The sequence below is a fragment of the Streptomyces sp. NPDC058637 genome, assembly GCF_042717325.1.
Classification (GTDB): domain Bacteria; phylum Actinomycetota; class Actinomycetes; order Streptomycetales; family Streptomycetaceae; genus Streptomyces.
In genome coordinates this window covers 1-14106 of sequence record NZ_JBHXRD010000017.1, presented here as the reverse complement: position 1 = coordinate 14106, position 14106 = coordinate 1, and the positions used below count along the sequence as shown (strand labels likewise).

General features: G+C 67.6%; 10 protein-coding genes. 2 read left to right on the top strand and 8 right to left on the bottom strand.

The features are described from left to right. Positions 1 to 66: 66 nt before the first annotated feature. From ACFWVP_RS18675 to ACFWVP_RS18660, 4 genes are all read right to left on the bottom strand, one after another. A complete protein-coding gene (locus tag ACFWVP_RS18675) occupies positions 67 to 1344 on the bottom strand; it encodes a sugar ABC transporter permease (RefSeq protein ID WP_384497909.1) in 1278 nt (425 codons plus the stop codon). Beyond that, positions 1341 to 2129 (bottom strand): ATP-binding cassette domain-containing protein, encoded by a 789-nt coding sequence (locus ACFWVP_RS18670; protein WP_384497907.1) that lies wholly within the window; start codon positions 2127 to 2129, stop codon positions 1341 to 1343. Before ACFWVP_RS18670 ends, ACFWVP_RS18675 begins: the two co-directional genes overlap by 4 nt. Before the next feature lie 192 nt (positions 2130 to 2321). After that, entirely contained in the window at positions 2322 to 3434 is a 1113-nt protein-coding gene (locus ACFWVP_RS18665; RefSeq protein ID WP_384497906.1) for a sugar ABC transporter substrate-binding protein, read from the bottom strand. Between the two features lie 121 nt (positions 3435 to 3555). Further along, entirely contained in the window at positions 3556 to 4755 is a 1200-nt protein-coding gene (locus ACFWVP_RS18660; protein WP_384497904.1) for an ROK family protein, read from the bottom strand. Positions 4756 to 5079: 324 nt separating this feature from the next. Between ACFWVP_RS18660 and ACFWVP_RS18655 the strand changes: the two genes are divergently transcribed. Continuing rightward, complete coding sequence (locus ACFWVP_RS18655) at positions 5080 to 5553, top strand: hypothetical protein (protein WP_384497902.1); 474 nt, start codon at positions 5080 to 5082, stop codon at positions 5551 to 5553. 17 nt (positions 5554 to 5570) lie between these two features. On the opposite strand, the gene ACFWVP_RS18650 is transcribed toward ACFWVP_RS18655, so the two are convergent. The 4 genes from ACFWVP_RS18650 to ngcE all read right to left on the bottom strand — a co-directional run bounded on the left by ACFWVP_RS18650 (position 5571) and on the right by ngcE (position 9603). Further along, positions 5571 to 6059, bottom strand: a complete 489-nt coding sequence (locus tag ACFWVP_RS18650; RefSeq protein WP_384497900.1) for a hypothetical protein — start codon at positions 6057 to 6059, stop codon at positions 5571 to 5573. A gap of 106 nt (positions 6060 to 6165) precedes the next feature. After that, positions 6166 to 7083 carry a carbohydrate ABC transporter permease gene (locus ACFWVP_RS18645; RefSeq protein WP_384497899.1) on the bottom strand — a complete coding sequence of 306 codons (918 nt, stop codon included), beginning with the start codon at positions 7081 to 7083 and terminating at the stop codon, positions 6166 to 6168. Between the two features lie 97 nt (positions 7084 to 7180). Next, a complete protein-coding gene (locus tag ACFWVP_RS18640; RefSeq protein ID WP_384497897.1) occupies positions 7181 to 8104 on the bottom strand; it encodes a carbohydrate ABC transporter permease in 924 nt (307 codons plus the stop codon). A 50-nt stretch (positions 8105 to 8154) separates the two neighbouring features. Continuing rightward, on the bottom strand, positions 8155 to 9603 hold the full coding sequence (ngcE, locus tag ACFWVP_RS18635) for an N-acetylglucosamine/diacetylchitobiose ABC transporter substrate-binding protein (RefSeq protein WP_384497895.1): 1449 nt from the start codon (positions 9601 to 9603) through the stop codon (positions 8155 to 8157). Positions 9604 to 10101: 498 nt separating this feature from the next. Here ngcE and ACFWVP_RS18630 point away from each other — a divergent pair, with 498 nt between their 5' ends. After that, positions 10102 to 13950 (top strand): GH92 family glycosyl hydrolase, encoded by a 3849-nt coding sequence (locus ACFWVP_RS18630; protein ID WP_384497894.1) that lies wholly within the window; start codon positions 10102 to 10104, stop codon positions 13948 to 13950. The last annotated feature ends 156 nt before the right edge of the window (positions 13951 to 14106 follow it).

The window sequence follows — 14106 nt, the reverse complement described above, 5'->3', positions numbered from 1 at the left end:
GTCCCCGCGGACATGCCTGTGCCCGGCGTCACGGGGGCGCCGGGCACAGGTGTGCAGGTACGGCGGTCAGGCGCGGCCCGCGGTCTTCTGCGTCTTGCGGGTGATGGAGTCGATGACGACCGTGATGAGAAGAACAGCGCCGGTGATCATGTAGTTGATCGGTGTGGCGATGCCTTCCAGTGCGAGGCCGTACTGGATCGAGACGATGACCATGACGCCGAGGAGCGCGTTCCAGGTGCGGCCCCGGCCTCCGAAGAGGCTGGTTCCGCCGATGACGGCCGCGGCGATGACGTTCATCAGGAGGTCGCCGCCGCCGGAGCCCTGGTTGGCCGCCGCGATCTTGGAGGCCCAGAACAGGCCGCCGATCGCCGCGAAGGTGCCCGCGATGGCGAAGACCGAGACGCGGATGGCCGTGACGTTGATGCCCGCGCGGCGGGACGCCTCGACGCTGCCGCCGAGCGCGAAGATCTTGCGCCCGTAGGAGGTGCGGCGCAGGACGAAGTCCGTACCGACCAGGACGACGAGGAAGAGGACCAGGGCCAGCGGGAGGCCGCGGTACTGGTTGAACATGAACGCCGCGCCGAAGGCGAACACCGCGAGGACGACGGTGCGGACCACGATGTCGACGATCGGCCGCGACGGGACGCCCGCGGCCTCACGGCGGCGGGTGTCCAGGAACGCGGAGAGGAAGTAACCGATCACCGCGAGGGCGGCGAGGCCGTAGGCGGCCGCCACGTCCGCGAAGTAGTACGTGGTCAGCTTGCCGACGACGCCGTCGCTGTCCAGGTTGATCGTGCCCGTGTCACCGAGCAGCTGGAGCATGAAGCCGAGCCAGAACAGCAGACCGGCCAGGGTCACCGCGAACGCGGGGGCGCCGATCCGTGCGAAGAAGAAGCCGTGGATGGCTCCGATGACCGCGCCGCTGAGGATCGCGACGAGGACGGCCAGCCATTCGTTCATGCCGTGCGTGACGCTGAGCACGGCGACGACGGCGCCCGAGACTCCGCTGACCGAGCCGACCGAGAGGTCGATCTCGCCGAGGAGCAGCACGAAGATGATGCCGACGGCCATCATGCCGGTGGCCACCATCGTCACGGCGATGTCGCTGATGTTCTTCGCCGAGAGGAATTCGGAGTTCAGGCTCTGGAAGACCACGCCGATGATGATCAGGCCGATGATCACGGGGATCGAGCCGAGGTCACCACCGCGCATCTTGCGCTTGAACTCGGTGAGGTAGCCACCGAGGCCCTGCTCGCGCACGAGGAGCCGGGGGTCGACCGCGGTGTCGGCGCCCTTGGCGGCCTCCGGGTTGACCACTGCGGTGGACGTCTTGTCGGTCGTCACTTCTGGACCTCCGCGTTGCGCGCCGCACGACGGGTCACGGCGTTCTCCGTGGCGCCTGTGATGGCGGAGATGATCTCTTCCTGCGAGGTGGTCTTCACGTCGAAGACCCCGTTGTTCCGGCCCAGCCGGAGCACGGCGACCTTGTCCGCGACGGCCTTCACATCGGCCATGTTGTGGCTGATGAGGATGACCGCGTGGCCGCGCTCGCGCAGCCGCTCGACGAGGTCGAGGACCTGTGCGGTCTGCTCGACGCCGAGTGCGGCGGTGGGCTCGTCGAGGATGACGAGCTTGGGCTCGCCCAGCATCGAACGGGCGATGGCCACGGTCTGGCGCTGACCGCCGGAGAGCGAGGCGATCGGGATGCGGACGCTGGGGATGCGGATGGACAGGGTGCTGAGGAGCTCGCGGGAGCGGCGCTCCATCTCGACCTCGTCGAGGATTCCGAACTTGCGGAGCTCCCGGCCGAGGTAGAGGTTGCCGACGACGTCGATGTTGTCGCAGAGCGCGAGGTCCTGGTAGACGGTCGCGATCCCGAGGTTCTGGGCGTCGTGCGGCTTGTTGATCTGGACCTGCCGGCCGTCCCACTCGATGACTCCGTCATCGATGGGGTGGACTCCGGCGATCGTCTTGACCAGCGTTGATTTTCCGGCTCCGTTGTCACCCACCAGGGCGACCACCTCACCGGCGTGGACCTCAAGCTCGACGTCGGTGAGCGCCTGGACGGCACCGAATCGCTTGGAGACCCCTCGCAACGCCAACACGGGCGTAGCGGACACGTGCACCATCTCCTTCGCCGCCTGACCCGGCGGGGATACCGCGCCGCCCGAGGGGGTGCGGTGGTTGAGCAGAAGAGTGAGAAACAGCGGAAGCGTTCCGTCCGGCGCCCCGCCCGGTAGCGGGACAGTTGGTGGGCGGGACACCGGACAGGCTTCGGGAGGCCGCGCGGGGCGCCTGTGACAGGCGCCCCGCGGTGGGGCCTACTTCTTCAGACCGGCGGCGTCGCAGGCGGCCTTGTACTTCGCCGAGCAGATCTCGTCGAACGTGTAGATGCCGTCCTTGATGACCGTGTCGGTGATGTTGTCCTTGGTCAGCGAGACGACCGGGACGAGCACGGTGGGAATGCCCTTCGTGCCGGCGTTGTCGACCTTGGACGTGGCGATGGCGTCGAGCTTCTCGCCCTTGGCGAGCGCGACGGCCATCTCCGCGGCGACGACACCCTCCTGCGGGTACGGCTTGTAGACGCTCATGAACTGCTCACCGGTGACGATGCGCTGGACACCGGCGAGTTCGGCGTCCTGGCCGGTGACCGGCGGGAGCTTGGAGAGACCGGCGGACTTGAGGGCCTGGATGATGCCACCCGCCATGCCGTCGTTGGCGGAGTAGACGCCGGCGATCTTGTCCTTGCCGAGGGCCGTGATCGCGCCCTCCATGTTGGCGTTGGCGTTCTCCGGCTTCCACTCCTTGGTGTCGTACTCCTTGCCGTACGTCACCTTGCCGTCGAGGACGGACTTGGCGCCCTTCTTGAAGAGCGCGGCGTTCGGGTCGGTGATCGACCCGTTCATCATCACGATCGTGGGCTTGCTCGCGGAGCCCAGGGCCTCCAGGAGGGCGGTGCCCTGCACGCGGCCGACCTCTTCGTTGTCGAAGGAGGTGTAGGCGTCGATCGGGCCCTCGGCGAGACGGTCGAAGGCGACGACGGGGATGCCCGCGTCCTTGGCCTTCTTCACGCTGTTCTCGATCGCCTTGGCGTCGACCGCGTCGACGATGAGCGCGTCGACCTTGTTCGTGATCATGGTGTCGACCTGCTGCGCCTGCAGGGTCGCGTCCTGCTTGGCGTTGGCGTAGACGACCTCGCCCTTGCCGTTGGTCAGCTCGCTGACCTTCTTCTCGATGATCGGCTTGTCGAACTTCTCGTAGCGGGCGGTGACGTTCTCGGGCAGGAGCAGCCCGATCTTGACGCCATCACCCTTGTCGCCCGACTCCGTGCTGGTCTTGTCGCCCGACTCCTTGGCGCTGCCACAGGCAGCGAGCGAGACGGCCATCGTGGTGGCGGCAACGGCAACGGCGGCACGACGCATACGCGTGTTCATCCTTCGAACCTCCCTGACGAGGCCGCGACGTTGCGGCCGAGGTGGACGGAAGTCAACTCGGCCGCAACGTCAGCGTCAAGGAGTAAATCCTTAACGAGATGACAACGGTGCCATTCGTTATCTAAGTGAAGACAGGCGTCGCGGCAGGGAGTGTGCTTTCCAAAAGGGTCGAATCCCCCATCTCGCTGAGAACGAGGGCCAGCGCGCCCAGCACCTCCGCCCGGCCGCCGAGCGCGCCGGGCAGCACGGAGAGCTGTCGCGCCGCGCTGGGGATCGAGTACCGCGAGACGGAGTCACGGATGGGCCCGAGCACCAGCTCCCCGGCCTCCGCGAGGGACCCGCCGAGGACCACCCGGCTGGGATTGAGCAGGTTGCAGAGGTTGGCCACCCCGCTGCCGATGTGCCGGCCCACGTCCCCGATGACCCTGCGGCAGCCCGGATCGCCCTCACGGGCCAGCTGGACCACCCGCTCCATCGTGAGATCGGGCCCGTGGCTGGGCTGCAGCAGGGGCAGGACGTACCGGGCGGCCGTGAAGGTCTCCAGGCAGCCGCGATTGCCGCAGCGGCAGACAGGGCCCGACTCGTCGAGCGTGATATGCCCGATCTCGCCGGCCGTGCCGCCCGGTCCGCGGTAGATGTTCCCCTCGATCACCAGACCGGCGCCCACGCCGCTGGCGACCTTGATGTACGCGAGGTCCCTGACCCCGCGGCCGCTGCCCCACACGAGCTCGCCCAGCGCCCCGAGGTTGGCGTCGTTGTCCACGTACACGGGCACACCGAGGCGACCGGCGAGCTCCTGGCTCGGATTGATACCCGTCCAGCCCGGCAGGATCGAGGTGGAGCCCAGCGTGCCGGACTCGACGTCGATCGGTCCCGGTACGCCCAGGCCCACGCCGATCACCTTCCCGGGGCTTATCCCGGTGGTCTCGATCAGGCGGTTGACCAGCTGTTCCGCCCGGCCGAAGCCCTGCGCCGACGAGGCGTCGACGTCCAGCGGCTCCGATTCCTCGGCCAGCACCTGGTGGGCCAGGTTACCGATGGCCACCCGAAGGTGGGTATGTCCGAAATCAACCCCTATGACAATGCCCGCGTCCCCGCTCAGGGAGACGCTCCGGGCACGGCGCCCGCCCGCCGAGGTGGGGGTCACCTCGACCGTGCCGCCCTCCTTCAGTTCGCGAACGATGTTGGAGACAGTGGCTGCGGAGAGGCCGGTGCTTCTGGCGATCTCGGCCTGGGTCAGTGACCCCGCCATCCTCACGGCACGTACGACCCGCTCAAGGTTGGCCCTGTGCAGAGATGTCTGCGACCCCGGAGTCTCCATCGACTCTCTCACTCCTGCCGGTTTCTCTAACATGTGAACCCTAAGCTGAGCGTTTTGGGGTGCCCCCCGTCAAGACCTTGAGCAGTCAGAGCCTCTGATGAGCACGATGCTCCGCTTCTCGGCCCGAACCCGGCCGAAGCGCCCCCACTGTCTGAAACTCTCGAACGGGCACGCGGCACACAGGCAGGAACCCGGGCGCAACGGGCGGCCGGATACCGTGCCGGGGGACGGGGCCGGCCGACGGGCGGACGGCGGACAGCACCCTGCCCGAACATGGAGAAGTACCGCTCCACATTTCCGGGACAACTGACAAGGCACCGCCGCATGTTGGTGACCGACACCTCCGACGACCTCTCCATCGGTCTCGTGTTCCTGCTGACCCCGCTGGGCATCGGCCTCACGCTGTGGGCGGCCGTCCGCGGCCTGCGGCTGCTGCGCGGGCGGCGGGGCCGGCGGGACGCGCACACCGCCGTCCGAGGCGCCGCAGCCGCCGCGTGGGCCTGCGCGTTCGGGTTCTGCACGTGGGGCCTGCTCCATCTCATGACCCTGGACGAGAGCCGTCAGGCGCTGGCCTGTCAGGAGAGGCTGCGCACGGAGCCCGCCGGGTCCGTCAGCGGGTCCGCCTACGGGTTCCTCCCCCTGGAATTCCGGTGCCACCTCACCGACGGGCGGACGTACGAGGCCGTCGTACCCGGGTACGTGAACCCCGCCGCGGGGCTCTTCGGCGGGACCGCCTTGGCGCTGACCTGGGCCGCACGCCCGAGGTACTGGATCGAAGTGAGGCAGGGCAGACCCTGAGGCCGTGCGCCCGACGATCAGCTTTCGCCGCCCACTGCCTTGCGCCGCCTCAGGTGGAGGAGGCCCGCCACGACGCCGCAGACGAGTGCGAGCGACAGCAGGACGGCGAGGGCGGGGTTGACGTAGCCGGGGATGAGGACTGTGAAGTCGCGGCCGTCCGAGACCTCGCACACGAGCCGCAACGGGACGAAGTCGCCCCTGCGCCCGACCATTTCCGGGGCCCCCTCGGGGCGGTTCCGCTCGCACTCCTGCGCCAGTTCCTGGTCCTCGACGAAGAGGACGTGGAGGCATCCCCACAGATAGAGGGCGAGCGTCGCGCCGGCCGCCGCCAGGGACAGGTCCCGCCACACGGCGACGGCGAGAGAGGTGCGGCTTCGTCGCGCCCGCCGCGAGAGCCGGGAACAGAGGTACGCGGCGAGGCCGAGCAGGGCGGGTGCTCCGGCGAGCAGGACCGTGAACAGCGTCGCGAAGTCGTGCCCCTGCCAGGGGTCGGACGCGGTGATCACGAAACCTCCGGGTTCCCGGGCGCCAAGCCCCCGCCGCCACCTCGGACGCGTGCGGAAGACCGCGCCCTCACGGGCACGGTCTTCCGTCGCCGGCGGCCTGCCGGGGCTATTTGAGCGCCCCGGCCGTCAGACCGGCGACCACCTGGCGCTGGAAGACGATGTAGGCCAGGAGGACCGGCAGCATCGCCATGACCAGTCCGGCGAAGAGGCCGGACCAGTCCCCCTTGTACCCCTGGCTGGTGGCCAGTTCGACCAGGCCCTGGGAGAGCACCTTGCCGTCCGGGTCGGTGTTGAGCACCGTCGGCAGCATGTACTGGTTCCACTGACCGAGGAAGTTGAAGATCCCGACGCTGATCAGGCCGGGCTTCGCCATCGGGAGCATCACCTGGAAGAACGTCCTGGTGTGCGAGGCCCCGTCGAGCATGGCCGCCTCCGCGATGGAGGTCGGCAGCGTCCTGAAGAAGGAGGTGAGGAAGAAGACGGTGAACGGCAGCGAGTACGCGATGTAGACCAGGATCAGCCCGTGCACCGAGTTGAGCAGCCCCATGTTGTTCATGACGAAGAACAGCGGGACCAGCGCCAGGATGATCGGGAAGCTCATCCCGCCGATGAAGAGGAAGTAGATGAAGCGGTTCCCGGGGAAGTCGAACCGCGCCAGCACGTACGCCGCCATCGAGCCGAGCAGCAGGGTCCCGATGAGCGAACCGCCGACCACCAGGATGGTGTTGAGGAAGTAGTCGCTCATGTGGGCCTGGGTCCAGGCCCGTGACCAGTTCTCGAAGTGGAGCTTGTCCGGCAGCGCCCACGGTGTCGACAGGATCGAGTCGTCGGTCTTGAAGGAGGCCATCACCGCCCAGAGCAGCGGCATGACGACGAGCACCGCCCAGATGACCAGGACGCCGTGCGAGAAGACGTTGAGGACCTTGCCCTCGCCGCTCTTCGCCGGCTCGCCGCCCGGACCGTCCGTCTTCGCCACCGGCGGGCGCTGGGCCCGGGCAGCGGGAGGAGTCTCAGTGACCTTCACGTGTGTTCACCTCGTACAGCTGTCGAGCCGGCCTCCGGGACCGAGCTGATGTGCGTGCTCCCGGTGTCCCGGTCGCCGTACCCCGCGACGGCCGGCATCAGTACTCCAGCCGATCGCGCCGGCCCAGCCGCATCACGACGGCCGCGAAGAGCATCGTGACGATCAGCAGACCGACACCGATCGTGGTCGCGTATCCGGCCTGGGCGTCGCGGAAGGCCGTCTGGTAGACGTACAGCGGCAGGACGGTGGTGGAGTAGTCGGGACCGCCCGGCCCCACCGTCATGACCTGTACGGCGGTGAAGGCCTCCACGCCGAGCGCCAGGATGCCCATGTAGACCCAGCCGGACTGCACCGTGTCCCAGAGCAGCGGCAGCGTGATCTTGAAGAACGTCGTGATGCGGCTGGCACCGTCGAGCAGTGCCGCCTCGTAGAAGTCCTTCGGGATGGACGCCATTCCGGCGGAGAAGAGGACGACGAAGAACCCGACCGTCGACCAGATCAGCACCACCATCACGCAGTAGAGCGCGAGGTCGGGGTCGCCGAGCCAGTCCGGCTGGAGGCTGTTGAGGCCGACCGCCTTCAGCGTCGAATTCAGCATGCCCGACGTCGGGTTGAACGCGAACTGGAAGAGCAGGGCCACGATCACGATCGACAGGACCTGCGGGAAGAAGTACGCGATCTTGTAGAACGAGGAGCCCCGCACGCCGGCGATCGCGGCGTTCTTACGCCGCCGACCGCCGACGTTGAGCATGAAGGCGAAGAAGAGCGCCAGGCCGAGCGTCACCAGCGGCAGCAGCAGCACGAGCAGCACACTGTGCTGCAGCGACTTCCAGAAGATGTCGTCGTCGAGCATCCGGCTGTAGTTGTCGAAGCCGACCATCTGGAAGTCCGGACTCAAGCCGGTCCAGTCCGTGAACGAGTAGTAGATGGACTGGGCGAAGGGCCAGATGACGAAGATGGCGTACAACGCCAGTGGGGCTGCCAGGAACCCCACGATGAACCGGTACCTGCCGTGCTGCATCGTTTACCGACCCCGATCTCTGAGCGGGTGCCGCCGCTGGTGACGGTTGCTCACTGGTGCTTGTAGTGCTTGATGGACTGGTCCTTGGCCGCGGCGTCCGCGAAGCCCTGGATCTTCTTGATGGTCTCCGCCGGGGTCGCGCGGCCGGCCATCATCTCGCCGATGCCGGCGATACCGATCTGCTCCTTCTGCAGCTTCACGTACCAGTCCTGGAGCCGCGGGTTCACCACGTTGTCGCCGGCCGTCTTCAGCACGTCGACACCGGACTGCATGGCGGTGGACAGGGTCAGCCCGTCGGTGCCGCCGTTGAAGGCGCTGAGCGACTTGACCTGCTTGGTGAAGTTCTTGGAGGACTCCTCGGAGAGCATGATGCGCAGCTGCTCCATGGCACCCTCGGGGTTCTTCGCCTTGGACGGGACGATGAAGGGCTCGCCGCCGGAGGCCCAGATGGTGCCGTAGGGCAGCTTGTCGGAGGCGTCCAGGCTGGACGGCGCACCGACCATCATCTTGAAGTCCTCGGGCGTGGTCGGCGCGGCCTCGTTCTCCACCCACGAGCCGTTCGGGATGAAGAGGGCCTTGCCCTTGGTCCACTGGGTCTGCGACTCGATGTGGGTCAGACCGGGGGTGCCCTTGAGGATGTAGCCCTTCTGGAACAGCTCGTAGTACGCCTCGAACGCGGCCTTGACGGCCGGGTCCTTCCAGGCGTTCGGCTCCAGGTTGTCGATCTTGTCGAGGACCTCGCGGCCACCGATCTTGCCGATGAAGGGGTACAGCGAGAACGGCAGGTAGTACGGGTACTTGCCGGGGTACGTCCAGCCGGCGATGCCCTGCTTCTTAGCCTTCGCGCAGAGGGCGAGCATGTCGTCCCACGTCTCGGGGTACGCCGAGTCGAGCTTCTCCAGGTTCGTCTGCGAGTACCAGACGCCGTAGACCGTGTACGCGTAGTACATGATCCAGACCGGGTCGCCGTCGAACTGGCCCATCTCCAGGACACCGGGGCGCAGCGTGTCGCGGACCTTCTTGGCCGGGTCGTCGTAGGACGGGGCGTCCATCAGCGGCGTCAGGTCGAGCAGCTGCTTCTTGCCGACGAGGACACCCATGTCCATCTGCTCGGCGCCCGAGTTGTCGATCAGGTCCGGCGGGGTGCCGCCGTTGAACCGCGGCTGCAGCTGGGACTGGATCTTCTGGGTCGCGGCGTGCTTGACCTTCGGAGCCTTGGGGAAGGCCTCGTTGTACTTCTTCTCCGCGTCGATGGCGTACTGCTCGCCGAAGCCACCGTTGAAGATGACGACCTCGAGGGCTGCGGTCTCGTTGACGCCCAGCGGGTTCTTCGCGGACGTCTTGCCCTTGGTGACCTTTTCGTCGCTCCCGCTGTCGCCGCTCGCGCAGGCCGAAAGGAAGCTCATCGTCGGAACAGCGATCAGGCCGAGTGCGGCAGAACGCTTGATCACATCGCGACGGCCAAGGCCCTCATTCTTGTGGGCGGAGGTGGATCCCATGCTCAAGTCCTCGCCTTCTCCAGGACTCAGGCGGTGTACCGGTCACCCGTCGTGAATTCGCCTCAGGCGAAGGGCCCCGCCACCGCGGTCAGTTGCGCTTGGGTCGTACAGATTGCCGGTTTTCCAGGTGCAGTGGGGGAGTTCCGAGGACCGTACAGGGAGATGCCTCGGGCACCCCACAGAACGTTCCACCGTCCCCCGTGTCCGCGGGCCGTGTGGAACGGCCTGTGCAGACGCCGACAGGTATAGTCCACTTGCCGCCAACTGAGCAAGATCGAAAGCAGGGTTGAGCGGCAGTCTTTCCCGAGTTGAGACCTCACCGGCTCCTCGGCACCGCGCGCCCTCGCACCGGAACGCTCATTTCCGGATTACGGTCGATTCGCGCATGCGACCGCACGCAACACCCTTGACACATCCCAGCACTTGGCTCCCTACTGGAACACGTATCCCGCAATGACAACGTTGTCCATGTACGCCCCCCGGGAGGAACGACTCCGTATGCAGCCCCTGCGTGGTCTTCAGCAAGGCTCTCGAAAGAGACAAAGCCACTCCGCCGCGGTGATCGCGGCCTCTCTCGTCCTGGTCGCGGCGGCCCCCACCGCGGCCTTCGCGCAACCGTCCGGACCCTCACAGAAGCCCTCCGGGGAAACGTCGTTCAGCTCCTCCTTCGAGGACGACGAAAAGCAGCCGGACTGGCGTAATACAGTCGAAGAGGGTGCGGACGGAAAGAAGAGGGCGTCGGGCATCGACGGCGGGTTCTCCGCCGGAATACCGGGCAATGTCACCGATCAGGTCACCGAGGTCCGTGCCAGTGGCGAGAACACCGGCGGCGGCGAGGTCAAGGAGAACCTGGCCGATGTGGAGTCCGGCACCAAGTGGCTGGCCTTCGCGTCCTCCGGCTGGGCCGAATTCGATCTCGTGGAACCCGTCAAGGTCGTGACATACGCGCTCACTTCCGCAAATGACCACGCCGAGCGCGACCCCAGGGACTGGACCCTGAAGGGTTCCACCGACGGAAAGACCTGGACGGATCTGGACACCCGGACCGACCAGGCCTTCTCCGAGCGTTTCCAGACCAAGTCGTATGATTTCACCGCCGAAACGGCCTATCAGCACTTCCGGCTGGAGATCACGAAGAACAACGGCGCGTCGGACGCGATCCAGCTCGCCGACGTCCAGTTCTCCGACGGCGACACCACCACCCCCGCGCCCGCCGACATGCGCAGCCTGGTCGACCGCGGCCCGTCCGGCTCCCCCACCGCGAAGTCGGGTGCGGGATTCACCGGGAAGAAGGCCCTGCGGTACGCCGGCACGCACAGGCCGGACGGCCACGCGTACTCGTACAACAAGGTCTTCGACGTCGACACCGCCGTCACCGCGGACACCCAGCTCTCGTACCTGGTCTACCCCCAGATGACCGAGACGGACCTCGACTACCCGGCGACCCATGTCGCCGTGGACCTGGCCTTCACCGACGGCACCTACCTGAGCGGACTGAAGGCCACCGACAGCCACGGCGGGCCGCTGAACCCGCAGGGCCAGGCCGACGCCAAGCGGCTGTACGTGAACCAGTGGAACAAGGTCGCCTCGCGCATCGGCACGGTCGCGGCCGGCAAGACCGTCGACCGGATCCTGGTGGCGTACGACTCCCCCAAGGGCCCCTCGAAGTTCCAGGGCTGGCTCGACGACATCACTATCGCCCCGAAGGCTCCGGAGAAGCGCAAGGCGCACCTCTCCGACTACGCCTCGACGGTCCGCGGCACCAACTCCAGCGGCGGCTTCTCGCGCGGCAACAACTTCCCCGCGACCGCGGTCCCGCATGGCTTCAACTTCTGGACGCCGGTGACCAACGCCGGCTCCACGAGCTGGCTGTACGACTACGCGCGCGGCAACAACGCGGACAACCTGCCGACGCTGCAGGCCTTCAGCGCCAGTCATGAGCCGAGCCCCTGGATGGGCGACCGCCAGACCTTCCAGATGATGCCGTCGGCTGCCTCCGGCACCCCGGACGCCTCCCGCACGGCGCGCGCGCTGCCGTTCCGCCACGAGAACGAGACGGCGACCCCGCACTACTACGGGGTGACGTTCGAGAACGGCCTCAAGGCCGAGATGACGCCCACCGACCACGCGGCGCGCATGCGGTTCACCTACCCCGGTGACGACGCGAGCCTCGTCTTCGACAACGTCTCCAACGACGGCGGCCTCACCCTCGACCCGGAGACCGGTTCCTTCACCGGATACTCCGACGTGAAGAGCGGAGGCTCCACCGGGGCCACCCGGCTCTTCGTGTACGGCTCCTTCGACGCGCCGGTCACCGACAGCGGAAAACTGAAGGGCGGCGGCGGTGACGACGTGACGGGCTTCTTCCGCTTCGACGCGGGCAAGGACCGTACGGTCGGTCTGCGCCTGGCCACCTCGCTGATCAGTGTCGACCAGGCGAAGAGGAACCTCGCCATGGAGCTGCCGGCGAAGACCTCCTTCGACAAGGTGAGGAAGAACGCGCAGAAGGCCTGGGACAAGATCCTCGGCAAGGTCGAGGTCGAGGGCGCCGACGCCGACCGGCTGACCACGCTCTACTCCAGCCTCTACCGGCTCTACCTCTACCCGAACTCGGGCTTCGAGCAGGTCGACGGGCAGAGCACCTACGCGAGCCCCTTCTCGCCGCAGACCGGCGCGGACACCCCGACCCACACAGGCGCGAAGATCGTCAAGGGTGAGGTGTACGTCAACAACGGCTTCTGGGACACCTACCGGACGACCTGGCCGGCGTACTCCTTCCTCACCCCGAAGCAGGCCGGCAAGATGGTCGACGGCTTCGTCCAGCAGTACAAGGACGGCGGCTGGATCTCCCGCTGGTCCTCCCCCGGCTACTCCGACCTGATGACGGGCACGAGCTCGGACGTGGCCTTCGCGGACGCGTACGTCAAGGGCGTGGACTTCGACGCGGAGGCGGCGTACGACGCGGCCGTCAAGAACGCCACGGTGGCCCCGCCGGCCCCGGGTGTCGGCCGCAAGGGCATGGAGACCTCGGTCTTCACCGGTTACGCCAACACCTCGACGCACGAGGGCCTCTCCTGGTCGCTGGAGGGCTACCTCAACGACTACGGCATCGCGCAGATGGGCAAGGCGCTCTACGCGAAGACGAAGAAGGCGCGCTACAAGGAGGAGTCCGCGTACTTCCTCAACCGCGCCCAGAACTACGTCAAGCTCTTCGACGACAAGGCCGGCTTCTTCCAGGGGAGGAAGGCGAACGGCGACTGGCGTCTGCCCTCGGACCAGTACGACCCGCGGGTCTGGGGCTACGACTACACCGAGACCAACGGCTGGGGCTACGCCTTCACCGCCCCGCAGGACAGCCGTGGCCTGGCCAATCTGTACGGCGGCCGCGACGGTCTCGGCGAGAAGCTGGACACGTACTTCTCGACCCCGGAGACCGCCGGACCCGAGTTCGTCGGTTCCTACGGCGGCGTCATCCACGAGATGACGGAGGCGCGTGACGTGCGGATGGGCCAGTACGGTCACAGCAACCAGGTCGCGCACCACGCCACGTACATGTACAACGCGGCCTCGCAGCCCTGGAAGACGCAGGAGAAGGTCCGCGAGGTCCTCGGCCGGCTGTACACGGGCAGCGAGATCGGCCAGGGCTACCACGGCGACGAGGACAACGGCGAGCAGTCGGCCTGGTTCCTCTTCTCCTCGCTCGGCTTCTACCCGCTGGTCATGGGCAGTGGCGAGTACGCGATCGGCTCGCCGCTCTTCACGAAGACGACCGTGCACCTGGAGAACGGCCGCGAGCTGGTCGTCAAGGCTCCGAAGAACAGCGCGAAGAACATCTACGTCCAGGGCCTGAAGGTCAACGGCAAGAAGTGGACGTCCACTTCGCTGCCGCACGACCTGCTGGCCAAGGGCGGCGTGCTGGAGTTCGACATGGGCTCCAAGCCCTCGTCGTGGGGCACGGGCGGGAACGCGGCCCCGGTCTCCATCACTCAGGACGACGAGGTGCCCGCCCCGAAGGGCGACGTGCTCAAGGGCGACGGCGCGCTGTACGACAACACCTCGGCCACCTCGGCCGCGGTCGAGTCGGTGGACCTGCCGGTGGACGCGGCCACGAAGGCCGTCCAGTACACCCTGACCTCGTCCGCGGCGGCGAAGGCGCCGACGGGCTGGGTGCTGCAGGGCTCCTCGGACGGCACGACCTGGAAGGACCTCGACAAGCGGTCCGGCCAGACGTTCGCCTGGGACAAGCAGACCCGGGTGTTCTCGGTGGGCGCGCCGGGTTCGTACGCGAAGTACCGGCTGGTGAGCACGGCGGCGGCGACGCTGGCGGAGATCGAACTGATCTCCTGATCACCTGACCGGAGTTACGGGGCCGGGGGCGGCCACCCGCGTGTGCGGGGGGGGGGCCCCCCCCCGCCGGGGGGGGCGCCCCCCCGGGCCGCGGGGGGGGGGCGGGGGCCCCCCCCCCCCCGGGCCCCCCGGCCGGGGGCCGGGAAGGGCGGGGGA

Bases quoted from the DNA above. Each gene is read 5' to 3' on its own strand.
- ACFWVP_RS18670 (WP_384497907.1), bottom strand. From the start codon at position 2,129: ATGGTGCACGTGTCCGCTACGCCCGTGTTGGCGTTGCGAGGGGTCTCC.
- ACFWVP_RS18665 (WP_384497906.1), bottom strand. From the start codon at position 3,434: ATGAACACGCGTATGCGTCGTGCCGCCGTTGCCGTTGCCGCCACCACG.
- ACFWVP_RS18660 (WP_384497904.1), bottom strand. From the start codon at position 4,755: ATGGAGACTCCGGGGTCGCAGACATCTCTGCACAGGGCCAACCTTGAG.
- ACFWVP_RS18655 (WP_384497902.1), top strand. From the start codon at position 5,080: ATGTTGGTGACCGACACCTCCGACGACCTCTCCATCGGTCTCGTGTTC.
- ACFWVP_RS18640 (WP_384497897.1), bottom strand. From the start codon at position 8,104: ATGCAGCACGGCAGGTACCGGTTCATCGTGGGGTTCCTGGCAGCCCCA.
- ngcE (WP_384497895.1), bottom strand. From the start codon at position 9,603: ATGGGATCCACCTCCGCCCACAAGAATGAGGGCCTTGGCCGTCGCGAT.
- ACFWVP_RS18630 (WP_384497894.1), top strand. From the start codon at position 10,102: ATGCAGCCCCTGCGTGGTCTTCAGCAAGGCTCTCGAAAGAGACAAAGC.